Source organism: Kamptonema formosum PCC 6407, from assembly GCF_000332155.1.
Lineage (GTDB): Bacteria > Cyanobacteriota > Cyanobacteriia > Cyanobacteriales > Microcoleaceae > Kamptonema > Kamptonema formosum.
Genome location: NZ_KB235904.1, coordinates 420604 through 444386, shown reverse-complemented (window position 1 = coordinate 444386; position 23783 = coordinate 420604). Strand labels below are relative to the sequence as shown.

The following is a 23783-nucleotide window of genomic DNA, read 5'->3' as shown; positions in this document are numbered from 1 at the left end:
TTCTCATGCTGTTCCCCAGGTATATTCTGAACGGGTGAGGCGAATTTGAGCTAAGGCAAAGATAGTCGGGATAATACGACCATAGTTAGTAGAAATCGATCGCCATCCTAAATCTGCGAAAAACCAAGTCCACATTACTGGCCCCAAAAATGCAAAGACACTTCTAGCGGCTCCATAACGGGCCGCACTTGCAGTCATGCCTTGGCGAGCGGTCTGAATTGCCATATAATTCTGAAACTGGGTTGCTGCGGCTGCTCCACCTGCGATCGCGGCTTCTTTTGCCATTTGATAGGTGGCAAAGTGCAGCGCAAACTGACGCGCCATGTGTTGTAGAATCACCTGTTTGAGTATAGAACTCACTGCCAAAGCACTGCCACCTTTAACGAGTAAAGCTAAGGGGTCTTTCTGTACTGAAATTGGCAGGGGTTCCGAGAGTTTGGACTCTTTTAGCGATCGCACTACCCGCAGTGTCAAAACTTCCTGTTCTGATTGTGGTAGGCGTTTCCAGGCCCTTCCCATCAAAAACAGAAATACTTCTTCCTCTAACTCTGTTGTCGAGAGCTTTTTGGAGTAAGGAATTTTGATGTAGCGGCAAACTTGAATGAGAGCTTGCCGATAAGTGACTTGGTGGGTGCGACCCCGCAATACTGTTAACCCATCGGCGGCGAGATAGCGGAATCGCTGTTCTATGGCATCTAGCCAAGCTTCGCGATCGCGACTCTGTACGTCTATCGGTGCAGGAGTATGTACATAATCTAAGGGGTTAAACCTGCGGCTGAACAGAAGTTCTGTTAGCTGCTGCAATTCCTCCTCTGTTGCCAATTCCAGTGCTGCTCTCAGTTCGTCCAAGATTTACGCCCTCCATTACCCACAGATTATTGCTGTCCCTTATTCTACTTTGGTAGTTCATCTTATGCCGCCTCTAAAAATGGACGCTCGATTACCTTTATTTGATATTGCCGTGATTGGGGCAGGAATGGCGGGGCTGATTTGCGCTCAACAGTTGCGTCAAGCAGGCTATTCTGTCGCTGTAATTGAGAAATCTCGCGGTGCGGGGGGACGAGTCGCTACTCGCCGTTTGCACGCCACTAGAACGGATCATGGCGCTCGTTATCTGGAACGGCAAGGGGAAATGGTGCAGCAGCTTATTGAGATTATGCGCGATCGCCACATCCTCGAAGTCTGGACTGATACGGTTTATGAATTTAGAGTCAGAGATGGGGAAGTTAAATCGAGCCCAACCTCTCCCGCTTCCAGTCTCCTCCACTCCCCATTCTCCCCATCCCAAAATCGGTATGTGCCTCCAGCAGGAATGAACTGCATAGGCAAATTTTTGGCCAACGATCTCGAAATTTGGTTTACTCGCCGTGCCATAGCTCTCAATACCACAGATAGTAAAACTTGGCATCTTACGCTGGAAATATTAGGCGAAAATGAATATCCCCAAGAATTAACAGCTAAGGCTGTTGTTGTCGCAATTCCAGCCTCCCAAGTTTTGATGCTGCTGACAGAAACAAAGAATTTACCCTCAGAGTTTATTGACACATTGCGCTCTATCGAGTATGGATCCTGCATAACAGTAATGGCAGGTTATCCACTGGAACGACAGCAAGATTTAGCTAAGCTAAATCCAGCCTGGAAAGCTATTAGTTTTATAGGCGATTCACCTTTAGCTTGGATTGGTTTAGATAGCAGCAAGCGTCAAGAGTCGCAACAGCCTGTATTTGTTGTCCAAAGTAGCGCTACTTTCGCAGAAAATTATTTAGAATCTCCTAATTTACAACTTGTTGGTCAACAGTTACTAGAACGTGCAGGGGAATATCTAATGCCTTGGCTTTCCGCTCCCGAATGGTTGCAAGTTCATCGGTGGCGCTATGCTTTTTGTCAACATCCTTTATCTATATCTTGTTTACCGGCGATGACTCCACTCCCTCTAGTTTGTGCTGGCGATTGGTGCGGGGGAAATCAAATAGAAGGAGCTTTGAATTCTGGATTAGCTGCCGCTAGTTGGGTTAATAGTATGCTCGCGAATAATCAATTGCCTGATTTTAACTCTATTCTACGATCGCTCTAAGTAGATATAAACCTCTTAATAGCTACCTATTGCGGGGGAAACCCTAAATATTCCCTTGGGAGGATTTCTCTTCTGGGCTTTATTGGTTACAAATAGATCAGTTCAAATTTGTGGGCTACAAGTAGATTGTATCTTATATCTGACCAAGATTGAGATCGAAATTGTTCGGGATTTAGTTAACTCTAAACCTGTTAACGATCTACTATGTAAACCTCTAATAAAATATGGAGAATCTTTGTATGTCATCTATCAAATTCAACTTCCCTGTGCAACGTCTAGTTCGCACCTTGGCAGTTTTTTGTATTTGCGCCATGCTGTTTGTATTTAATGCTTTCCCTGCTGTTGCCGTTACCAGCAATCCTACCAAAGGTGAGGATCAACTTTTAGGAATTGAAAAGCAAGCACAAAAGGCAGTTCTGAAGCAACCTATGGATCTACAAGAAACTCAGGACAAAGCTAATGCAGGCCCTAATGAAATTCAAGGCGACGCTGACATTGACAAGATGAAAAATGCTTCAAACACTAATGCTACCTCTTTTGAGGAACAGGTGAAGAATGTTGTCGAAAATATTACTGGTAAATCGTGTTTCTCATACAAGCGGGAAAAGTAGCGAAACATCCGCTTGCTAAAGTTCGCTTGATATTGAGCTTGGCTTTCAACATGGATCAGAAAGAAAGTCTCCTGAGTCCGAAATTTGATTTTGGCAACTAAGTCAGCTTCATAACGATCGCCCTATGTGATATCTGTAAACACTTCTTTGTCTAAAAACTCCAGCGTACTTGGTTCTAGATATCTAGCTACCTCTGGAAAAAACAACTCCAAAAATTCCACAAAGAAGGTGGTCAGTAGTTCTTTAAATAAGCGATCGTGGTCAATCATAATCAAACATTAATTCCTCTTTATGTCTATTAAATCGAATAGTAAAGTGGAAAAGACTTGGCATCTTTCGGCTTAATATAAACCTGTTGTTGCGCCTGTAATTGTAACTGATCAAATCGCTCTCGTGTCAGGTTAGCCGTGACTACTTGCCCGTCATCTAAAATTAATTCCGCTTGAATTTCCCAGCCTAAATGAATGACGCGGTTAACTTTGGCTGGTACTGTCAATTCATCTTGTTTTGTTTCAATCACCACATCGTGAGGACGCAAGAAAATTTCTGGGTTAGCTGAGTCAAAACCGCTACTTTGGAAAATCCCAGAACTGCTAGGTAATACGTTCACTGGCCCAATAAAACTCATCACAAAAGCACTAGCTGGTCGGTCATAAATATCTGCTGGCGTACCGATTTGTTCGACTTTGCCTTTGTTCATTACGACAATTTCATCGGCGACTTCCATCGCTTCTTCTTGGTCGTGGGTGACAAAAACTGTGGTAACATGAACTTCATCATGGAGTCGCCGCAACCAGGCCCGTAAATCTTTGCGAACTTTGGCATCAAGGGCTCCAAAAGGTTCATCTAATAGCAATACTTTGGGTTCAACTGCTAGGGCTCTGGCAAGGGCGACTCGTTGGCGTTGGCCCCCGGAAAGTTGGGAGGGATAGCGATCGCCTAATCCTTGCAATTGAATCAAGTCTAATAATTCTTCTACTCGCGCTTTTACCTTTGCACGGGGTCGCTTCTGAAGTTCCAGCCCAAAGGCGATATTTTTCCGCACGCTCATGTGCTTAAATAGGGCGTAGTGCTGAAATACAAAGCCAATATTCCGTTCTTGGACGTTTTGATAGGTCGCATCTTGACCTGTGAGCCAGATTTTACCAGATTCAGGCATCTCTAAACCTGAGATCAGCCGTAGCAGAGTTGATTTACCCGATCCTGACGGCCCCAGCAGCGCAACTAAAGAACCCGATTTAATCTCAAGGTTTACTCGATCGACAGCTTGGAAGCTGCCAAAATTTTTGGATACGTTCTCAACGAGGATGCCCATTTTTAAAGGAAGGAGGAATAAGGAGGACGCTTGGAAAGAGAATCACCGATTATCTGGTAGATTCTTGGTAGTTTTATATCATAATTGCACGTAGCAAGTATAGACAGGAGTTGAGTTTTTTTGTGGGGCGATCGCGAAGGAAGAAGGATGAAGGAAGAAGGGAAAAGGGAGATATTGATTAAAAGAATTTTAAGAATATAGTGGTGCGATCGCACACCCTCAAAATATAGTCAAACTCAACAATCCCAAAAAATCCCGCCGCCATACTATCAGATAATTGGGAAGCAGTTCACCAGGCCGACTCCATGAGTATTGACAAATTAAACACCGATTACGGCATTCCCGGCCACCTCACTTTCGCCGCTGGGAACGGTGGTTTTCCGACGATTCGCATCGACAACGGCCAAGCCAAAGCCTTGATTTCTGTATATTCCGGCCAAGTCTTGTCCTTCCAACCCGCCACCGAACCCACAGATTTGATGTTCCTGAGTGAAAAAGCTTACTACGCTGAGGGGAAAGCGATCAAAGGCGGTATTCCCATCTGTTGGCCCTGGTTTGGCCCCGATCCCGAAGGTTTGGGCCGTCCCAGTCATGGATTCGTGCGGAATCGCCTCTGGAATGTCATCAACACCGCCACCACCACAGACGGCGCAACCCAAGTCATTCTAGGACTTAAGGATACCCAGGAAACTAGAGCAATTTGGCCCCAAGCCTTTGAACTGGCGATCGCCATTACCGTTGGCACCACCCTTACTGTAGAATTAATTACCCGGAATCTAGGCGACAAAGCCTTTCCCCTCACCCAAGCTTTCCACACCTATTTCCAAGTCGGCGATATCAACCGCGTGCAGGTTTTGGGATTAGAAAATACCCAGTATCAAGATAAGGTTGATGGTGGTAAAGAAAAAACTCAAGTGGGTGCGATCGCGATCGCAGGTGAAGTAGATCGAATCTATCTCAATGTTACCAATGAATTAGTCATTGACGATGCCTCCCTCAATCGTCGGATTCGCATTAAATCCTCTGGTAGCAAATCCGCCGTAGTTTGGAATCCCTGGGTAACAATTTCTGCAAATATGGCCGACCTTGACGATCTCGATTATCAGCGTTTAATCTGCGTAGAAACAACCAATGCGGCGACGGATATTGTGGAAGTACCTGCTCATGGTGAATTCCGGTTAGAGGCAATTTATAGCATTGAACGCGACTAAAAGATGAGATATTAATTTCAGCGGTGACAGGTTTAAAATCCTCAGAATTGGATTAAAAAACTTTGTCACCGTAACGCCTAAGAATACTTTATACCTAAGCGATCTTGCTATAATGAGATATCAAGAGAAGTTAGGGGAGGATCGACAACTAACTAACATCCGGTATTGTGACCATAAATAAACAAATTTAATGAGGAATTTTTCTTTATGTCTGCCACTACCCGCGAACAACTACATCAACAGATTGATAGCTTACCAGATCATATTATTGAACAAATCGCAAACTTTACCCTATCTATAACGGCCCAAGAGAAAATAGCAACATCAGAATACACTGACTGGCAAAGTACGCAGTGGCAAGACCTTTCATTAACACAACTTTTCCGAGAAGATGATGAGATTGAATATTCCTTAGAAGATGCTAAAGAAATCTATCAACCATGAAACCGGGTGATATTGTATTAATTCGTTTTCCTCAAGCTGACTTGAAACAAGGAAAACTTCGTCCCGCATTGGTAATCGCCATTGCACCTAGTCGCCATCCTGATTTATTATTAGCTTTAGTTTCCTCACGCATCGATCGAGCAACAGCAGGATTTGACGAAATAATAGATTTAACAGACCCTGACTATATAGCCACTGGTCTTAAAGTTGCTTCTGTTGTTAGATTAGGACGATTAGCAACTGTTGAATCATCGGTTGTTAATGCCCGTCTAGGAAGTATTTCAAACGAACGATTAATACAAATAAAAACTCGTTTAATTGATTGGCTACAAAAATAAAAATCTTCAAATTCTTAACGATCGACTTATACTTACTTCCTATCAATGGCAACAAATGTAACAATTTAATATCAAAGTTTGCTGTAAAATAACATATTATACCAAATCTACCACCATAATATTACCATCAGCAATCATGCAAAACTTCAACTGGACAAAACTCCAAAATGGCTCCGATATTCGCGGAATCGCCCTCGAAGGCATTCCCGAAGAAAAAGTCAACCTTACCCCCGAAATTGCGACAATTTTAGGTAAAGCATTTGTCTATTGGCTAACCCAAAAAATTAACAAACCAGCAGCAGAATTAACCATCTCCCTCGGCCGCGACAGTCGCCTATCTGGGCCAGTTTTAATGCAGGCAGTCATGGAAGGTATCGCCTCAGTTGGTAGCCAAGTTTATGATTTTGAAATGGCTTCAACTCCAGCAATGTTTATGAGCACCATTACCCCTGGTTTTAGTTGCGACGGTGCGATTATGCTAACCGCCAGTCATTTACCTTTTAATCGTAACGGCTTAAAGTTTTTTACTGCCCAAGGAGGGTTACAAAAAAAAGATATTACTGATATCTTAGCATTAGCTGTCAACAATAATTTTCCGTCATCCCCCACCCCAGGCAAAATTACCAAGCATGATTTTATCTCAGTTTATGCCAACCAATTTGTCACCAAAATCAGGAAAGCAGTCAATCATCCCGCTAATTTTGAGCAACCACTAACCGGATTAAAAATTGTCGTCGATGCTGGCAATGGTGCCGGAGGATTCTATGTCGATAAAGTGTTAAAACCTTTAGGCGCAGACACCACAGGCAGTCAATTTTTAGATCCTGATGGTACTTTCCCCAATCACGTACCAAATCCTGAAGATAAAGCAGCAATGCAGTCAATTTGTCAAGCAGTAATTAAACATCAAGCAGATTTTGGGATTATTTTTGATACCGATGTCGATCGCAGCGCTGCCGTCGATAGAACCGGGAAAGAACTTAATCGCAATCGCTTAATTGCCTTGATTTCTGCGATTATATTAAAAGAGCATCCTGGCTCTACGATTGTCACCGATTCTATCACATCTGATGGTTTAACGCAATTCATTGAACAGGATTTAAAAGGGATTCACCATCGCTTTAAACGCGGCTACAAAAATGTGATTGATGAATCGATTCGCCTCAATCAAAGCGGACAGGAATCATGGTTAGCCATTGAAACTTCTGGACACGGTGCATTGCAAGAAAATTACTTTCTGGATGATGGCGCTTACCTAGTTAGCAAACTATTGATTGAATTGGCTAAATCAAAGCTAGCTAATCAATCTTTACCCGATTTAATTGCCAATTTAAAGGAACCAGAAGAAAGTGTAGAGTTTCGGATTAAAATTGGTGTTGATGACTTCAAGTCTCACGGTAATAGTGTGATTGAAAAGCTACAAGAATTTGCAGCCATGCAGAAAGACTGGACAATCGTTCCTAATAACTACGAAGGCGTGCGAATTTCTTGTAATTCAACCAATGAAGATGGCTGGTTTTTGTTGCGTTTGTCATTACACGATCCAGTTATGCCGTTGAATATTGAGTCTAATGTTAAGGGTGGTGTCGCTCGTATAGCCACTCGACTTTTAACATTTTTACAAACCCAAGATTCCCTAGATTTATCTGCACTTTTGCGTTAATTTCCATAACTCAAAAAAACTACGTAACGCCGCCATCTTGGCGGTATTGTTACCGCCAAGATGGCGGCGTTACATAAACCGTGATTAAGTCCTGTAGATCGCAACTAATTTACCAGATATGATATAATTGCTCAAATAAATCAAGTTAGCTTGTAGAAAAATTAAATTATCCTTACAGGAGGCTTGCTTGCTATGACTGTTGCATCCAAAAAAATGAGTCTTGAAGAATACCTCAATTTTGATGATGATACAGATACCCGATATGAACTGGAAAATGGAGAACTAATTGTTATGCCTCCAGAAAGCGAACTCAATCGCCGAATTGCCATGTTTTTATTAATTTACTTTGCACAACAAGGTATTCCACCATACCGATTGACAATGAAAACTGAAATCGTGGTCAATGGTTCACGCGCAACGACTCGCTTACCAGATTTAATGGTGCTTTCTGAAGAACTAGCTACGGCATTGGAGGGAACCAAAAGATCCACTATTACGATCGATATGCCACCGCCGTTGCTAGTAGTAGAAGTGGTAAGTCCTCGCCAGGAAAATCGTGACTATCGCTATAAACGTTCTGAGTATGCTTCGCGAGGAATTTTAGAATATTGGATTGTTGACCCGATGCAACAGGGGGTGACAGTATTAGAGTGGGTTGAGGGTTTATATGAAGAAAAGGTTTATATAGGTGATATGTCGCTTGATTCTCCTCTATTTGGGATGTTAGAACTGACGGCGGAAAGATTATTGCAAGGGCGTTAAATAGATGATATAATTTTAACTAAATCAAGTTAACTTGTGGAATACTTAAACTATCCTTACTTAACAGGAGGCGTGGTTGCCATGACTGTTGCATCCAAAAAAATGAGCCTTGAGGAATACCTCAATTTTGATGATGATACAGATACCCGGTACGAACTAGAAAATGGAGAACTGATTGTTATGCCTCCAGAAAGCGATCTGAACCAGCGAGTTGCGATCTTTCTATTAGTGTACTTTGCACAACAGGGTATTCCATCTTATCGGTTGAGAATTGGGGCTGAAATTGTGGTCAGTGGTTCGCGGGCAACAACTCGCTTACCAGATTTAATGGTACTTTCTGAGGAACTAGCTACGGCATTGGAGGGAAGTAAAAGATCAACTATTATGATTGATATGCCACCGCCGTTGCTAGTAGTAGAAGTGGTAAGTCCTCGCCAGGAAAAGCGCGACTATCGCTATAAACGTTCTGAGTATGGTTCGCGAGGCATTTTAGAGTATTGGATTGTTGACCCGATGCAACAGCAGGTGACAGTATTAGAGTGGGTTGAGGGTTTATATGAAGAAAAGGTTTATATAGGCGATCGCGCGATTAATTCTCCTCTTTTGGGGGTGTTGGAACTGACTGCTGAAAGATTATTGCAAGGACGTTGAATATCAAATAAAGAAGGATGAAGGAAGAAGAAATAAATTCGATTGATAAACTTTTGCGATCGCTAACTCACAAATCTTATGGAAACAAAACTACCTCTACCGCCCTTTACTTTAGAAACTGCTAAAGCCAAAGTTCAAGCCGCTGAAGATGCTTGGAATACCAGCGATCCTGAACGAGTAGCTTTAGCTTATACAGAGGATTCTCAATGGCGAAATCGCGCCGAATTTTTCAGCGGACGGGAAGAAATTAAGGCTTTCTTAAGACGAAAATGGGCGAAAGAATTAGACTATCGTTTGAAAAAGGAACTGTGGAGTTTTACCGATAATCGTATTTCTGTGCGCTTTGAATATGAGTGGCATGATGATTCTGATTATTGGTATCGGGCTTATGGTAATGAACAGTGGGAATTTGCAGAAAATGGATTGATGCGAAGACGGGAAGCGAGTATTAATGATGTGCAGATTCAAGAGTTTGAAAGGAAGTTTCGATGGGAACGCACAATTTAAGTAGGGCAATCCCCCGTTAATTCCCCTAATTGGGCGTAACTGTTACCAGATGTTAAGTAGAAGGTAGAAGGTAGAAGGAAGAAGGAAGAAGGAAGAAGGAATTAGTTATCTAGGAGAGAAGGAAGAAGGAAGAAAAATTTACTTATCTAGGAGAGAAGGAAGAATGTTTATACAGTCAGCTTTTTAGCCATCCCGATCTTATGTTTTATTAGGTGGATTTACTTAAGCTCTGTATTAGAGTTCAAAAGAAAAGTAAGTCAATGGCAGGCTTCCTGTCTGCTTCACAAGGTTTATTGTTCATGTCCATTGATTACTTGGCCAATTGAAAAATTGAATTTTACCAAATAAGTGATTTGTTTAGGAAGATCCGCAACTGCCGCAATCTGCACCGCAACAATCCATACCAGAACAATCTATATCGCAACAATCCATACCAGAATAATCTACACCGCTACAGTCCATACCAGAACAATCTGCACTGCTACAGTTTGATGCAGTATCTCCGCAATCATTTTGATACTTAGAATTTCGGCGAGAAGTTTCCTTCTCTGATTTGGCTCGATCGTTGTCCTGGGAGTTGGGGTTTTCATGATTAGATTGGCTGTTATACCTAGCTTTGAGGATTTTGTTGGCATTTTTGCAAGCGGCAAACCTGTGGCGGGCTGCTTTTAGGCCTTGTGACAATCCTCTTTGAGCGATCGCACCCTTAATATACTGCGAACAAGATTCGCCCCCATACAGCACTCGGTGAGCGCAGGACAAGCCTTTTTTGGGCGAGATGTACTTTTGGTATCCGGTAATCGACGCTACAGCTATTTGCCGAACAGCAGAATCGAAGATAGGCGCTTGCATTCTTTGCTTGAAATAGTTAGAGGACAGGGAACAGGCGATCGCCACTTACCAACTACAATCTAGTATCTGCTAATTCCCTGTTAATTGAAAATTGCCCCACCTGTTACCAGATGTTAAGCTCTGTTTCATTTCATATACAAATAGCCAACTTCCCATAGAGCAAATCCTAAGTCTGTGATACCATACTCACCTTAGAAACCATATCAAAAGAGATTGGGAGAACAGCTTTGACACTACGGGTTGCTGTTGTTGGATCGGGCCCGGCCGGTTCCTGTGCCGCCGAGACGCTGGTGAAAGCGGGCATTGAAACTTATTTGATTGAGCGCAAGCTTGACAATGCTAAGCCCTGCGGCGGCGCAATTCCGCTGTGCATGGTGAGCGAGTTTGACTTGCCCCAAGAGATTATTGACCGTCAGGTAAGAAAGATGAAGATGATTTCTCCCTCAAATATTGAGGTAGACATCAACATCGAAAAACCAGATGAATATATTGGGATGTGCCGTCGGGAAGTGCTCGACAGTTTCCTACGGAATCGAGCCGCCTCTCTGGGGGCTAAGCTGATTAATGGTACTGTTCACAAGCTGGACATCCCCACTAACGGTACTGATGCTTACACGATCCACTATGCTGACCACTCCGATGGTAATGCAGTGGGAACGATTAAAAATCTGAAGGTAGATTTGGTAATTGGCGCTGATGGTGCTAATTCTCGCGTAGCTAAGGCGATTGATGCTGGGGATTACAATTATGCGATCGCCTTCCAAGAACGCATCCGCCTCCCAGAAGATAAGATGGACTACTACCAAGACTTAGCGGAAATGTACGTCGGTGACGATGTTTCCACTGATTTCTACGCTTGGGTATTCCCGAAATACGACCACGTTGCCGTCGGCACGGGTACGATGAAGGTCAATCAAGCTGATATCAAAAAGCTACAAGCTGGGATCAGAGCCCGCGCCGCTAAAAAATTAGCAGGCGGTAAGATTATCAAGGTGGAAGCTCATCCAATCCCCGAACATCCCCGCCCCCGCCGCGTAGTTGGTAGAGTTGCCCTCGTAGGCGATGCTGCTGGTTATGTGACTAAATCTTCTGGAGAAGGCATTTACTTCGCCGCTAAGTCTGGCCGGATGTGTGCGGAAACAATAGTTGAGATTTCTGCTAACGGTACTCGCATTCCCACAGAAGAAGAGCTTAAGCTTTACCTGAAGCGGTGGGATAAGAAATATGGCATTACTTACAAAGTGCTTGACATTTTGCAAAGAGTGTTCTACCGTTCCGATGCCACCCGCGAAGCTTTTGTGGAGATGTGCGCCGATCGCGACGTGCAGCGCCTCACTTTTGATAGCTATTTGTATAAAACAGTAGTGCCAGCAAATCCGTTTGTGCAGATGAAAATTACTGCGAAAACGATCGGTAGTTTGCTTAGAGGCAATGCTTTAGCACCTTAATTACCTGGTTTTTCATGCAGATTGAAAAAGATATCTCCCCCATACCCTACAAGGGGAGGGGGAATTTTCTTTCTTTTTTTACTACCCCTTCCAAATAATAAATTTGTTCGTTTTCCCTCTCAAAAACAAACAAATGATTATCTTAGAAGTTCAATACCGTAGGAAGTGCGATCGCACTAAGCCAATACCAAGATGCTTTCTACTTCGCTATTACAAAATTGGGTGATCGTATCAAAATTATCTCTCAATATTTGAACGATCGTGGATGTTGGACTGTTACCAATGCGAAGATAGATAAATTTGGGTGGATAGCCGTAGAGCAAACTCCGTTGATGAAAATCCGAATCCTTGGAAACAATTACAAAATCATTTACCTTTGCATATTCCCAAATAACTGAATCATCAGTATTCGTAAGTACCAAGGTTTTGACATGAGCGGAATCGGGATACAAATCGATTATCCTGTGAATAATTCGGTCTGATAGGTTTTCGTCTAATAGTAGTTTCACAAGGATGCCACAAATAATTTTTTCTCGCGATCCGCAGCAAAAGCAAGGCAAGCTTTGATGTCTTCCGAAGTGAGTTCTGAAAAATCTTCTAAAACTTCTGCCTCTGTCATACCACCAGCCAGATACTCCAGGATATCGTACACAGTAATTCGCATTCCCCTGATACACGGTTTACCGCTGCGTTTTCCCGGTTCAATCGTGATGATTTTATGGTATTCCATTATGTTTTTGAGAATAATTGCTTAAATATATAATAGGTTGTATTTGGCCAAATCTCCACTATTCTTGTCAAGATAATTTTACATAGACGATCTAGCAAGAAAAAAGGCGATCGCTACCCACCAGAAAGGGATTACTTGTAATCGGTAAAATTCTTTAAATGTTCGGTAACATGAACCATGAAATCAGACGATCATTGTCATTGTTTAACTTACGAACTCACGTTAAATTATTCTTGGTAGTAGTGGTGGCGATTCATCTGACTCTAAAGATACAAAATATCTACTGTAAACCACACTATTTGGTTCCCATGCTGGATACCAATAAACATTTTGAATTACAGCTTTTTCTTGATGATTATTACCTTGTGGCCACTGAAAAGAAACTAAGCCAAAATTGCTCTGTCCGACAATTTGTTCTCCCTCTTGCAGCCAACGATTTCGCCAAATTAATGGCACCACATCCTCTACATTTTTAAACCAGATAGATTCATTTTTTTTAGGATTAAATTTTCCCAATCGTTGCCTTTTTATCCAAGAGGCAACTTCAGCTTTTTGTCGTTTAATCCACTCAATTCGATATCGCCAGTCAGGCAAAGAATTTTCATCTTTAATGGCAATTGACCAAGCTACTTCGCAACTACCACGAGTACCCTGAACTTGGCGCAATATTGGCCCTTCTTTGGGAACCTCAATATCCAACACCCGCACTATTTCTGGTGTTACAACAATTTCCACCAATTCCGGTGGGAAATTCCAGCCGGCCCAGTCTTCGGGTTGTTCTAAAGCCACAGATTTTGCCTTTGTGTGGACAAAATTTGTCGTCCACTCAGCATTTTTAAACGCGCTGGCGGTAAGTTGTGCAAGTACAAAAGACTTACTATTTGAAGTGCGATCGAGAGAACTTATATTATCAGAATTTATATTATCAGAAGTTACATTGCAATCTTCTTTTAACTTAAGATTAGAAAGGTTAGATTTATCCTCGCTAAAATCAAGCTTTGACCAATAGTTAAGACGAACAGCAGCAGCATAGTGAATATCTCCTGTCAAAATTACTATCCGATCGCGCCGCTTAAACAATTGGGTCAATAACTTTATAAAACCAATTTCGTGAAAGTTCCACGAATCACCAGCATCGCTATTAAACACCTTACCTTGCTGAATATCCCACCGCTGTACCATGTCAATAATTGACAAACTTACTAGATTTGTAGGTAGCACTACCAGTGTAAGTTCGATACTAGCTTCGTTGCTTTCATTTAGGCGATCGCTTTCGATCAAAGGTTGCTGAATTTGTTCCTCAAACCCTAGATGACACAACAGCATGGGCGGTTCAGTTGTATGATTCTTGGGATATCCCCGCCAAGTGCGCGTATCCAGCACAATTACTTCATGTTTAAAACTTCTAATCGTGTAGTGCCAATTTAAAATTTCTGTTCCGTCAGCATAATCCCGATCTAAAACCAAAACATCTTCATCTACTTTGAATTTAGGTAAACCAGTTTCCGGTTCTAGCTGCGGAATTCCCAAATATTTAGCCGCACTTTCCCAGGCGGATTCGTCATTACCCGCCGACTCCGACCAAGTTTTAGCTGCTACTAATAGTTTCTCTCCTGGTTGTCCTTCCTCAAACTGATCTGGCGTATTTCCCCACGCTTGAAATATGGCATAAGCTAGAATTGCATTCTGGACAGTACGCCGGCCCAAGGCTTTGCTAAGTACGCGATCGCACCACTCCCGATTTAGATACCAATCGTCGCTAACATCGTGGTCATCACAGATAGTATAAGTCGGAATATTGGCGATCGCCCTTCGCACCCTCCACAAATCGCGACTAAAACCCTCAATGACTGCAACCTCGCGATCCCACAACTTTGCCTGCTTAGCATTTGAGTAAATATCCTTACCCTTGGGAAACTCCGCAGGCCAAAGTATCGGCGACCAAGCAAACAAATACATGGCATAATATTCACCCAAGCTAAACAAATGACTTTTCGCCTTATCCGGTTTATTAACTAGCATCGCCGTAAAGCCGGCAAAATCTCTAGCAATATCGCTGCGATCGCCTGGTTTTAACTCCGAAGGTTTTTTATACAACTGTTCCTGAATCTGACTAGACTCATTCAGGGGCAAATTTTCTTCCCAACCCAAAAGTGCATCACCAGCCTCAGTCACCGCCCACAACAAAGGATCTGCCACATCATCGCCGTAAATTTGATCCCCAGTTAAAAAAAGTTGATGAGGTCGAGAATTTGCCTCTCTTGCATACTCATGAATCAAATCATCCAATATCGGCAACGCATCGCGCCCTCCTCCGTGAGGTTTACGACAAGAACCATGTACAATTCGCAGGTGATTTAAGTCCTCTGGCGGTAAGGCAAAAGTAGGCAGTTGATGGTCAAAATAGCTAAGGCAAGACTTACGCATTCCGAACAAAGAAACCTGGTTTTTTACTGAATCTGTTTGTTCTAACGAAGTATTTTCATCAAAAAACCCGGTTTCTAAACCCTCATCTTTAGCCTCAATTCCCAAGGCCCAATTTAAACTTTTTTGGGGCGCACAACTAAAATTCAAGTCGTAGGCATAAACTTGTCCCGATTCCAGTTGGTAGTCATTCACAGGCTTAGCGGTGACAGCCACAACGTACAGATATTTACCCAACTTTACCGCTTGCCGCGAACCTTCCAAAATACAATTACCAAGGATTTCGCCCTTTCCCTCAACTGTCGCGTAAACCCTGAGTGTCACTTCGCTTGCCTCTTTCAGCGCTAGCCAAACCGTAACAGCCTCGCTTTCTGTACGTCGCAAGATTGGCCCTGTCAGAATGAGTGGCAACTGATTCAAGCGGTGGCTTAAGGGTGTCTGTGACATCGGATTTTAGAGTTAAAGTTTTAACTTTTATAGGACTTACACATTACTTATGTAAGTCCTGTTTAACTATTCGTAATCACGGTAAATAATTATCATTGTAAACGCAGTGAAGCAATCCCATAACTATTGCGATCGCTTCACTGCGTTTGCAATGGCAGAGTGTAATATAATCTCAATCGCATCAAGTTCCGGGAACCGGAATCGGAATATTAACCGGATTAGGAGTAGAATTACTTCCACTAGGAGCAGGATCGGCAGGAATAGAACCAGGTCTTGCTTGCTTCTCCAAATACCTACTCAACGCATAAGCCATATCCGCGCGAGTCATTGGGTTCAAAGGATTAATCTTATTAGTTCCTCCCTCAATATTCACAAACCTTTCATAAAGTGCAGTCGCCATTGACTTTCTCGCCCAACTAGGAATTTCTCCAGCATCGGGATATCTAGCTAAAATCTCAGAAACATTCTCTTCGGGAAACTGAAACACTCCATAAGCTTGAGCAAAAATTGCCAAAGCTTCCGCACGGCTTACCCTTTGATTAGGGAAAAATAGCCCATCTCGATACCCGCTCATTGTTCCCGTTTTTAATACAGTTTGGATCGCATTGTATCCCCAATAAGAGTTAGGTACATCAGGTACAGCAATATCCGGTTTTTGCGCTGTATTTCGACGCTCTAATTGAAAGGTTCTCACTAAAATAGAAGCCAATTCAGCACGACTAATAATGCCCTCAGCATTAAAATTGCCATTGGTATCTTTTGTCATCAATCCAGCTTGTACAACCTGTTCAATTGGACTTCCTACTTGTTGAGCTTCTACCATTATTGGCACTCCTTGTACTAGCAATATTGTCGAAAAAATAAGGACTAACTTTTGCATGATTTTAAAGACTCCTGTAACTAGGGGCTAGGGGCTAGGGGCTAGGGGCTAGGGGAAGAGAGGGGGAGCGGGGGGGCAGGGGGGCAGGGGAGATGGGTAATTAGCAATTATAGGACTTACGCTCAGGGCTCCAGAAACCGGGTTTTTGAGAGAATCTGTGGGTAAAAGCGAAGTATTTTCGTAAAAAAACCCGGTTTCTTTAGTTGGGTGCCAAAGTCCTGAATTAGCAATTACCAATTACCCATTACCCATTAGCAATTAGCAATTAGCCATTAGCAATTAGCAATTAGCCATTATAATTAACTTCACAATCCCAACTCCCTACTCCGGGAATTTCGATCTACACCTTAAATTGTTGCTTCTGATAAAGCTCCCTGCATCTTACCCAACCAATCAATTAAATGATCTAATTGTTTATCAGCAGTTAAAACCCCCATCCCTCGGATAGTAACTTTCCCCTTGCTGTAAACAAAACGAGCGTGAAGATGATCCGGTAGATTTGCTTTAAGTAAATTCCAACCCGGTTCCTCCATTGGCGTTTCTAAAACAATGTGTTGCTTATTCTCCGGTTTAATCCGCGAAAAGCCAATTTTCATTGCTAATTGTTTCAATTGAACTACTCGAATTAATTGCTGAGCAGGTTTAGGAATCGGGCCGTAGCGATCGCACCACGCCGCCTCTATTTGACTCAACTCTTCTAGTGTACTAGCAGATGCTACAGAGCGATAAGCGCTCATCTTTTGATCCAAATCTGTGATATAATCCGCCGGAATAAACGCCGTTAAGGTCAAATCTATTTGCGTATCTTCTACCTGCGGGATTTCCTGGCCCTTAATTTCGCGAATCGCCTCTTCTAACATCTGTGCGTACAAATCAAAACCGATCGCGTCCATTTGACCGGACTGTTCCGCTCCCAAAATATCACCAGCACCGCGAATTTCCAAATCTCGAATTGCCAATTGATACCCCGATCCCAATTGTGCGAATTCTTGAATCGCTCTCAACCGCTGACGTGCTTCATCTGTAAGGCGATTTTGATTGGGATAAAATAGCCAAGCGTGGGCCTGTACCCCCGCCCGTCCCACGCGACCTCGTAATTGGTAAAGTTGAGCTAAACCAAATCTTTGTGCGTCTTCAATCAAAATTGTGTTGACGCGGGGAATATCCAAACCTGATTCAATAATTGTCGTACAAACGAGGATATCGAAATCCGCAGCACTAAAAGCCAGCATAATCGCTTCCAGTTCCGAAGCATCCATTTGACCATGCGCGATCGCAATTTTTGCCCCCGGAACCATCACCCCCAATTGTGCTGCTAAATCATCAATTCCCTCAATCCGGGGTACTACATAAAACACCTGACCCCCCCGATCCAATTCTTGGCGAATTGCAGTTCTTACTACCTCTGGATCGTAAGCAGCTAAATGGGTTTGAATTGGGCGGCGGGTAGGCGGTGGTGTCGCAATTATACTCATTTCCCGAATCCCAGAAAGTGACATATATAAAGTTCGAGGAATCGGAGTTGCGGTGAGTGTTAACACATCCACCATCGTTTTCAACGCTTTGATAGCTTCTTTTTGCTTAACTCCAAATCGCTGTTCTTCATCCACCACCATTAAGCCTAAATCTTTAAACTTAACTCCCTTGCTTAAAATAGATTGAGTTCCCACAACTACATCTAATTCACCACTGGCCAAGCGCCTTTGAAGCTCCCGGCGTTCAGTTTCAGTACGGAAACGATTTAGTAAACCAACTTCAATCGGATAAGGTGCAAAACGTTCTTTGAGAGTGTGATAATGTTGTTGAGTTAAAATCGTTGTTGGCGCTAACATTGCTACCTGTTTGCCAGCAGTAATCGCCTTAAAAATTGCGCGGATCGCCACTTCCGTTTTGCCAAAACCAACATCACCACAGACCAGGCGATCCATCGGGCGATCGCCTTCCATATCGCGTTTCACATCTTGAGTCGCCTTCAACTGATCGGGAGTAGGTTGATAGGGAAAAGAATCCTCTAATTCCTGTTGCCAAGGCATATCTGGCGGGAAAGCAAAACCTACTTGCTGCGCTCTTTTCGCGTAAAGATTCAGCAAATCTACCGCTAATTTTTTAATCGATTTGCGGACTTTTGCCTTAGTTTTTTCCCAAGTTTGAGCGCTAAGTTTGTTGAGTTCAGGAGCGCGATCGCCCACCGTCCGAAACCTAGATAGTGCGCCCAATTGGTCGGCCGCTATTCTCAGCGTCCCGTCTCCATATTGAATCACCAAATATTCGCGAGTTTCTTGATTAATTGTCAGGCTTTCCAATCTCAGGAATCTGCCAATTCCATGCTGTCGATGAACTACATAATCATTAGCACTAAGTTTATTAGGATCAACTTGTTTAGAAGCCGCACGCCGCCGCTTGCGGATATAGCTAAAAGTAGCTAGGGAGTGTTGACCGTAAAATTCACGATCGGTGACAACAACTAACCGGAAAGTAGGGAGAATAAAACCTTCTAACTCGGCAACTCCGCTGTATTTTAAGGCGATCGGCAAGTGTTGGGCTTGTAGTTTGTCAATCGCTAAATAGTCGCGAGGATTGGGGATGAATTGAGAGGGACAGTCATGCTCTGATAGCAGAGAAACAGAACGGCTAGGTTGAGCTGAAACTAGAAAAATAGAAAAGCCGCGATCGCGCTCTTGTCTGACCATTTCTGCCAGTTTCGCGTATTGGTGCGGCATCACCGGTACGGGACGACTGGCTAAATTAATAGAGCTTTGAGATTGCTTCGTTGCACTCCCAACGCTGGGCGTTTTTGACTTTTGAGCTGAAGCATCTTCTGCTAATTCTGTGAGGGAAATGCGATCGAATACTTCGACATTTGCCAAAGAATCAGCAAAAGAGCGGTGAATTTTGGGTAATTCCAAATTTTCATTCTCAATTCTCCAATGTTCTTGGGCTACTTCAAACCAGCGATCGCTATGAGCTTGGCATTGACCTGGTTCATCAATAGCCACTAACGTATTCTCAGGCAAATAATCCAACAAACAAGCTGGCTGCTCAAAAGCCTTACCCAACAACCTTCGCGGCACTTTAGAAGATAACTTTTCCCCTTCCCCTTCCCCTTCCCCTTCCCCTTCCCCCTCGCCGCTAGCTTGAAGAGCAGCAGCAATAATTGGGCTAAAATCCGTAGGAGTCAAAACCAACTGATTAATTTTGTCAAGCGATCGCTGGGTAGATGGGTCAAATTCCCGCATTTGTTCCAACTCATCCCCAAACCACTCCAACCGCACTGGCAACTCCGCCGCCACTGGATAGACATCAACAATATCGCCGCGCCTGCTCCACTGTCCCTCCATTTCCACCAGAGAAACGCGATCGTATCCCATCATAGCCAGTTTCAGGTCAACTGCCCTAGAATCCCAACTCATACCCCGCTTTAATTTCAGGCAAAATGGTTTAAAAGCCAATACAGGCGGTAAATGAGGCTGCAAAGCCCTTTCTGTAGCGACAATGGCGATCGAAGGGGAAGAGCGGGAGGGAGCGGGGGAGCGGGGGAGCAGGGGAGATGGGGAGATAGAAGACGGAACTCTCTCCTCTGCCCCTCCGCTCCCCTGCCCCTCTGCTCCTCCGCTCCCCTGCCCCTCTGCTCCTCCGCCCCCCTGTCCCTCTGCCCCTCCGCCCCCCTGCTCAAGAGCTCCCAATTCCCCACTCAGCAGATCCGCTAAAACCTGCATTTGCCCCCAGGTCATTTCACTTTGCTCGGAGTAAGATACCTCGTAAGGGGATGCCTCCGAAGTCGGGTAACAGTGAACAGCTTGCCAACCCATCGTCTCAAGTTGAGAGGCCCAGCGCCCTGCTTCCTCTAAAGTTGCCGCTACTACAAGTAAATTTCGCCCTTCTTGCTGTGCTAGAGCTGAAACTGTCAAACCTTTGGGCAAACGGGCGACACCGGAAAGTTGCAAACACCGGTGCCGTTTTAGTTGGGTGAGGAGTTCTGCTGCTAGTTGCGATCGCCCAATGGTACGAATAATCGAAGAGAAAGCCATGTTTTATGGAAGTGCTTATACTCCTTCGGACAAAAAGCCGGAGGATATTTATGTAACTCCTTCACTGTACAGAATTTACCATCAAATTAATGACCCCCAGACACATTTATCCTGCGGGGCTAAGTTTAAGCGATCGCTCGTGCCACCGAACTCTTCATTGAAAGCAACGCAAGCAAGTATAGCTATTCCTGCAATAATTTAGCTTTTCTATATCAGGCGGGTATGACCCGCCCCGATCCTACGAAACTCCCCGCAATTTGCGAGTATTTTCTACTAAACTCTGGGTGAATTGATCGAAGCGTTGAGATAGCTTCTCATCCAACAATTTGCCATCAGGACTAAAAACTTTCCAAGCTTGACCGATCGCGACCTGTTCGGGTATTACCCAACAGTGTACCCATCTCAAAATTACCCGCAGATCGTTAAGAGCATTGTTATTGGACTGACCGCCCAAAACACTGATTGCACCCGCAACTTTCCCGTCCAAATGCTCAAAACTCAATAAATCCAGCGCATTTTTAATCACGCCGCTAACGCTACCGTGATACTCCGGTGTTGCCAAAATCAAACCATCAGCCTGCTTAACGGCATTCCGCAACCGCTCTACATCCGGGTAGTCAGGATAGTTATCCTCGCCGTTGCAAAAAGGGAGATTCAGCGATCGCAAATCCAATATCTCCACTTCTGCGCCCAATGCCGTCGCGCGATCGCTTGCCGCATTCAAAGCCATCTGGCTATGGGAGCCAGCTCGCAAACTTCCGCCAATCCCAACAATCTTAACCATAGCAGTTGATAAAAAATAAACAGCTTCAATAAAACGTACTCATACCGACTATGATTAAGTTAACAAATAAAACCGCAATCTGTCAAGGGAATCCCTAAGAGGAGGCAGGAGACAGGAGGCAGAAGGTAGAAGGTAGTAAGGGTGGAAGCAATAATTATGTCCTAACCGCCTTGGCGGTTGCTATAGCCCCTTCTTCCCCCAGGGCTGTTTCATTCTCGGTAGGGGCGGTGCCGATTGGCTGCCCGCCCAGAGTCTGAAACCCTCATTTGATGGTTGGTGATGGGTAGGCACGGGGGCACTACCCTACAAAATCGCGGTTTTTCCGAGAATGAAACAGCCCTGCTTCTTCCCCTAGTCCCTAGCCCCTAGCCCCTAGCCCCTAGCCCCTAGCCCCTTCTTCCCCAGCCCCTAAAAAAATTATGATGAAATTGGATAAAATCAATGATGTTAAAGAGATAGCGCTAGTAGTAAATTTTAAAAGTATCCTATAAGAAGTCTGGATTAAAGCAGAGTCGGGGTTATTGAGGAGCGGGAGGAACAAAATTTATGTCTCAGAACGTAATGACTAAACAGCTAGCCCTAGAGCCAGCAGAAGAGGCGATCGCCAACCAAACGGGTTTGGTTGATTCCTATGCAGAGCGATTGATGGACGAACTATTTGAAGACGTTGACCGAGCGCTAGACAGTAGTGCCGGTCTGCCCACAGAACCAGTGCAGGCAGAATTCGTCTCCCTTAAACCGATCGCAGTACCGCAAATTATTTTGTCCACACCATCGATGCCGTCTCAAGAAGACAGCATCGATACCGAAGCGATCGCGCGTCACGCCATATTAGTCGCCAAAAAGCAGCAAGCCAAACAATCCTTTGACAGAATCCTCTTAGGAGCAGCCTTTGCCTCCCTATTACTCACATTAGGCTTGTGGCTAGCAAGCAGAAGCGGAATGCGGCGATTTGTAGTCTCTACCCCTACTGTCTCAGCATCCCAAGCAGCTACAGAGGCAAAAGCAGAGGCAGATTCCCAGTTTGGAATCTATATGCAGCAAGCCCTTGATGCCCTCGACCAAAAAAAAGCAACACAACCCAAACTGCAAAATCCTAACCTTCCCGGAGCACCAGTCACAACCAACCTGCCAGCGATTCCAGTTCCCGGTTCTCCTCCCCCAACTGCCGGCCTCGCGCAAGCCATCAACCGCGTTGCAGATGCCATACAGCAAGTCTCCGCTCAGCCAGGGACACCTCCTACCCAAGTAGTAATTGTTCCCCCGGCGGCTGCTCCTAAAACAGCGCCCTCCTCGGCCTCTCCGACAACAAGTGGGGTATTACCTACAACTCCAGCAATTCCCCGAACTAATGTAGCGCCAGTAACTCCCTCAGCTCCAGTAGTTAGCCCGGAAGCTGCACCGTCTTCAGGAAGAATCTTAGCTCGCGAACCTGAACGTCAACCAGAAGCCGCCCCGGAAGCCTCAACTGCTCCCCAACCAGCAGAGTCAACACCAGCAGAGTCATCTCCTGCGAGTGAAGCCCCAACTACGATTCATACTCTAGTAGGGATTTTAGAACTAGGCGATCGCTCCGCCGCCCTGTTTGAGATTGAGGGCGTAGCCCGCCGGATCTATGTAGGCGAAAGCATTGGTGCTAGTGGTTGGACATTAGCAGAAGTCAAAAATCAGGAAGCGGTTATCCGTAAAGGTGGTGAAGTCCGCTCTATTTTTGTCGGACAGAAGTTTTAAAATTGGTAGTTAACTGTTAACGGTTAACTGTTAACGGTTAACTGTTAACTAACTATTAACTATCAACATGGGCTTATTCGACGATTTCAGCCGCTTTCTAGAAACACGATTAGAAGAGTTCTTGCGAAATAATCCGCATCTAGAGTTGCAGGCGCTAGAAGAACAATTACGGGAACAAGAAGAAGACACCTTGCGCCTTATTGCCGATCTGCAACGACAAGAAAAAAAGTTACAGGAAGAAATTCTGGCTACAGCTCAAGAAATCCAACGCTGGCACTCTCGTCTCGAAAAAGCTAAAGCCGCAAATAGAGTAGATTTAGCTCAAGCAGCTCAAGAACGAGAGGCTGCTCTACTGCGTCAAGGAAATCAACGCTGGGGTCAAATGCAAGGATGTAAAGAGCGCATTGCTAAATCCAAAGAACTTTATCGGCAAATCCAAGTGCGCCGTCAAGAAGTGCGGGCTAAAGCAGCGGAAGCAGCAACAGCAGCAGCAGCAACTGCAACTGCTACTGCGACTGCTACCACTAATCAAAACGATCAACGCTGGGATACTAAAGGTTGGAACCAAAGCAGTAATTATAGTTCCGGGAACCAATCCGATCTTTTAGAAGAAAAGTTTAAACGCTGGGAAACAGATGAGGAAATTGAGCAACTGAAGCGGAATATGGGAAGGTAATTGTTAGTTGTTAGTTGTTAGTTGTTAGTTGTTAGTTGTTTGTTGTTTGTTGTTTGTTATTAGTTAAAAACTTACGCATTCACGTAACGCCACCCTCTGGGCGGTAAAGATAAGCTGTTCTGCATTTAAACCATACTACCCTAGCGAACTCTCCGGCTCGCACCACAAAGGATTGACAATTTTGGAATAGGTAATTTAGATGTATAA

At 44.2% G+C, this 23783-nt stretch carries 23 protein-coding genes; 13 read left to right on the top strand and 10 right to left on the bottom strand.

Annotated features, from left to right (window positions below):
* Window positions 1–3: 3 nt before the first annotated feature.
* Window positions 4–849: a YaaW family protein gene (locus OSCIL6407_RS0118890; RefSeq protein ID WP_007353583.1), complete on the bottom strand. Its 846-nt coding sequence runs from the start codon at window positions 847–849 to the stop codon at window positions 4–6.
* Between the two features lie 64 nt (window positions 850–913).
* Between OSCIL6407_RS0118890 and OSCIL6407_RS0118885 the strand changes: the two genes are divergently transcribed.
* Window positions 914–2074, top strand: coding sequence for an NAD(P)/FAD-dependent oxidoreductase (locus OSCIL6407_RS0118885; protein WP_007353584.1), 1161 nt, complete (start codon window positions 914–916; stop codon window positions 2072–2074).
* 239 nt (window positions 2075–2313) lie between these two features.
* Window positions 2314–2685 (top strand): hypothetical protein, encoded by a 372-nt coding sequence (locus OSCIL6407_RS0118880; protein ID WP_019487538.1) that lies wholly within the window; start codon window positions 2314–2316, stop codon window positions 2683–2685.
* A gap of 122 nt (window positions 2686–2807) precedes the next feature.
* On the opposite strand, the gene OSCIL6407_RS35460 is transcribed toward OSCIL6407_RS0118880, so the two are convergent.
* The gene (locus OSCIL6407_RS35460; protein WP_155523407.1) at window positions 2808–2960 is read right to left on the bottom strand and encodes a hypothetical protein; all 153 of its coding nucleotides are present in this window, start codon (window positions 2958–2960) and stop codon (window positions 2808–2810) included.
* Window positions 2961–2983: 23 nt separating this feature from the next.
* On the bottom strand, window positions 2984–4000 hold the full coding sequence (locus tag OSCIL6407_RS0118870) for a sulfate/molybdate ABC transporter ATP-binding protein (protein WP_007353589.1): 1017 nt from the start codon (window positions 3998–4000) through the stop codon (window positions 2984–2986).
* Between the two features lie 305 nt (window positions 4001–4305).
* Here OSCIL6407_RS0118870 and OSCIL6407_RS0118865 point away from each other — a divergent pair, with 305 nt between their 5' ends.
* The 7 genes from OSCIL6407_RS0118865 to OSCIL6407_RS0118835 all read left to right on the top strand — a co-directional run bounded on the left by OSCIL6407_RS0118865 (window position 4306) and on the right by OSCIL6407_RS0118835 (window position 9576).
* Window positions 4306–5211 carry a D-hexose-6-phosphate mutarotase gene (locus OSCIL6407_RS0118865; protein ID WP_007353590.1) on the top strand — a complete coding sequence of 302 codons (906 nt, stop codon included), beginning with the start codon at window positions 4306–4308 and terminating at the stop codon, window positions 5209–5211.
* Between the two features lie 207 nt (window positions 5212–5418).
* Window positions 5419–5655, top strand: coding sequence for a hypothetical protein (locus OSCIL6407_RS0118860; RefSeq protein WP_007353591.1), 237 nt, complete (start codon window positions 5419–5421; stop codon window positions 5653–5655).
* Entirely contained in the window at window positions 5652–5993 is a 342-nt protein-coding gene (locus OSCIL6407_RS0118855; protein ID WP_007353592.1) for a type II toxin-antitoxin system PemK/MazF family toxin, read from the top strand. Before OSCIL6407_RS0118860 ends, OSCIL6407_RS0118855 begins: the two co-directional genes overlap by 4 nt.
* Before the next feature lie 136 nt (window positions 5994–6129).
* The gene (locus OSCIL6407_RS0118850; protein ID WP_007353594.1) at window positions 6130–7656 is read left to right on the top strand and encodes a phosphomannomutase/phosphoglucomutase; all 1527 of its coding nucleotides are present in this window, start codon (window positions 6130–6132) and stop codon (window positions 7654–7656) included.
* A 192-nt stretch (window positions 7657–7848) separates the two neighbouring features.
* Window positions 7849–8418: a Uma2 family endonuclease gene (locus OSCIL6407_RS0118845; RefSeq protein WP_007353595.1), complete on the top strand. Its 570-nt coding sequence runs from the start codon at window positions 7849–7851 to the stop codon at window positions 8416–8418.
* An 81-nt stretch (window positions 8419–8499) separates the two neighbouring features.
* Entirely contained in the window at window positions 8500–9069 is a 570-nt protein-coding gene (locus OSCIL6407_RS0118840) for a Uma2 family endonuclease (RefSeq protein ID WP_019487537.1), read from the top strand.
* A 78-nt stretch (window positions 9070–9147) separates the two neighbouring features.
* On the top strand, window positions 9148–9576 hold the full coding sequence (locus OSCIL6407_RS0118835) for a nuclear transport factor 2 family protein (RefSeq protein WP_007353597.1): 429 nt from the start codon (window positions 9148–9150) through the stop codon (window positions 9574–9576).
* Between the two features lie 357 nt (window positions 9577–9933).
* Here the strand turns inward: OSCIL6407_RS0118835 and yidD are convergent, their stop codons facing one another.
* Window positions 9934–10428 carry a membrane protein insertion efficiency factor YidD gene (yidD, locus tag OSCIL6407_RS0118830; protein WP_007353598.1) on the bottom strand — a complete coding sequence of 165 codons (495 nt, stop codon included), beginning with the start codon at window positions 10426–10428 and terminating at the stop codon, window positions 9934–9936.
* Window positions 10429–10655: 227 nt separating this feature from the next.
* Here yidD and chlP point away from each other — a divergent pair, with 227 nt between their 5' ends.
* The gene (gene chlP, locus OSCIL6407_RS0118825) at window positions 10656–11876 is read left to right on the top strand and encodes a geranylgeranyl reductase (protein ID WP_007353599.1); all 1221 of its coding nucleotides are present in this window, start codon (window positions 10656–10658) and stop codon (window positions 11874–11876) included.
* A 176-nt stretch (window positions 11877–12052) separates the two neighbouring features.
* Here chlP and OSCIL6407_RS0118820 read toward each other — a convergent pair whose 3' ends face one another.
* The 5 genes from OSCIL6407_RS0118820 to mfd all read right to left on the bottom strand — a co-directional run bounded on the left by OSCIL6407_RS0118820 (window position 12053) and on the right by mfd (window position 20385).
* Complete coding sequence (locus tag OSCIL6407_RS0118820) at window positions 12053–12385, bottom strand: DUF5615 family PIN-like protein (protein WP_007353600.1); 333 nt, start codon at window positions 12383–12385, stop codon at window positions 12053–12055.
* The gene (locus OSCIL6407_RS0118815) at window positions 12382–12606 is read right to left on the bottom strand and encodes a DUF433 domain-containing protein (protein ID WP_007353601.1); all 225 of its coding nucleotides are present in this window, start codon (window positions 12604–12606) and stop codon (window positions 12382–12384) included. Before OSCIL6407_RS0118815 ends, OSCIL6407_RS0118820 begins: the two co-directional genes overlap by 4 nt.
* Before the next feature lie 222 nt (window positions 12607–12828).
* On the bottom strand, window positions 12829–15477 hold the full coding sequence (locus tag OSCIL6407_RS0118810; protein ID WP_007353602.1) for a hypothetical protein: 2649 nt from the start codon (window positions 15475–15477) through the stop codon (window positions 12829–12831).
* Window positions 15478–15658: 181 nt separating this feature from the next.
* A complete protein-coding gene (locus tag OSCIL6407_RS30965; RefSeq protein ID WP_019487536.1) occupies window positions 15659–16357 on the bottom strand; it encodes an S-layer homology domain-containing protein in 699 nt (232 codons plus the stop codon).
* 347 nt (window positions 16358–16704) lie between these two features.
* The gene (gene mfd, locus OSCIL6407_RS0118800; protein ID WP_007357769.1) at window positions 16705–20385 is read right to left on the bottom strand and encodes a transcription-repair coupling factor; all 3681 of its coding nucleotides are present in this window, start codon (window positions 20383–20385) and stop codon (window positions 16705–16707) included.
* Between mfd and OSCIL6407_RS34570 the strand changes: the two genes are divergently transcribed.
* Window positions 20384–20587, top strand: a complete 204-nt coding sequence (locus tag OSCIL6407_RS34570) for a hypothetical protein (RefSeq protein WP_148288900.1) — start codon at window positions 20384–20386, stop codon at window positions 20585–20587. The genes mfd and OSCIL6407_RS34570 overlap by 2 nt on opposite strands.
* A 36-nt stretch (window positions 20588–20623) precedes the next feature.
* On the opposite strand, the gene OSCIL6407_RS0118795 is transcribed toward OSCIL6407_RS34570, so the two are convergent.
* Entirely contained in the window at window positions 20624–21169 is a 546-nt protein-coding gene (locus tag OSCIL6407_RS0118795) for an NADPH-dependent FMN reductase (protein WP_007357771.1), read from the bottom strand.
* A 546-nt stretch (window positions 21170–21715) separates the two neighbouring features.
* Here OSCIL6407_RS0118795 and OSCIL6407_RS0118790 point away from each other — a divergent pair.
* Window positions 21716–22900, top strand: coding sequence for a hypothetical protein (locus OSCIL6407_RS0118790; protein ID WP_007353483.1), 1185 nt, complete (start codon window positions 21716–21718; stop codon window positions 22898–22900).
* 67 nt (window positions 22901–22967) lie between these two features.
* Window positions 22968–23576 carry a TIGR04376 family protein gene (locus OSCIL6407_RS0118785; protein WP_007353482.1) on the top strand — a complete coding sequence of 203 codons (609 nt, stop codon included), beginning with the start codon at window positions 22968–22970 and terminating at the stop codon, window positions 23574–23576.
* The last annotated feature ends 207 nt before the right edge of the window (window positions 23577–23783 follow it).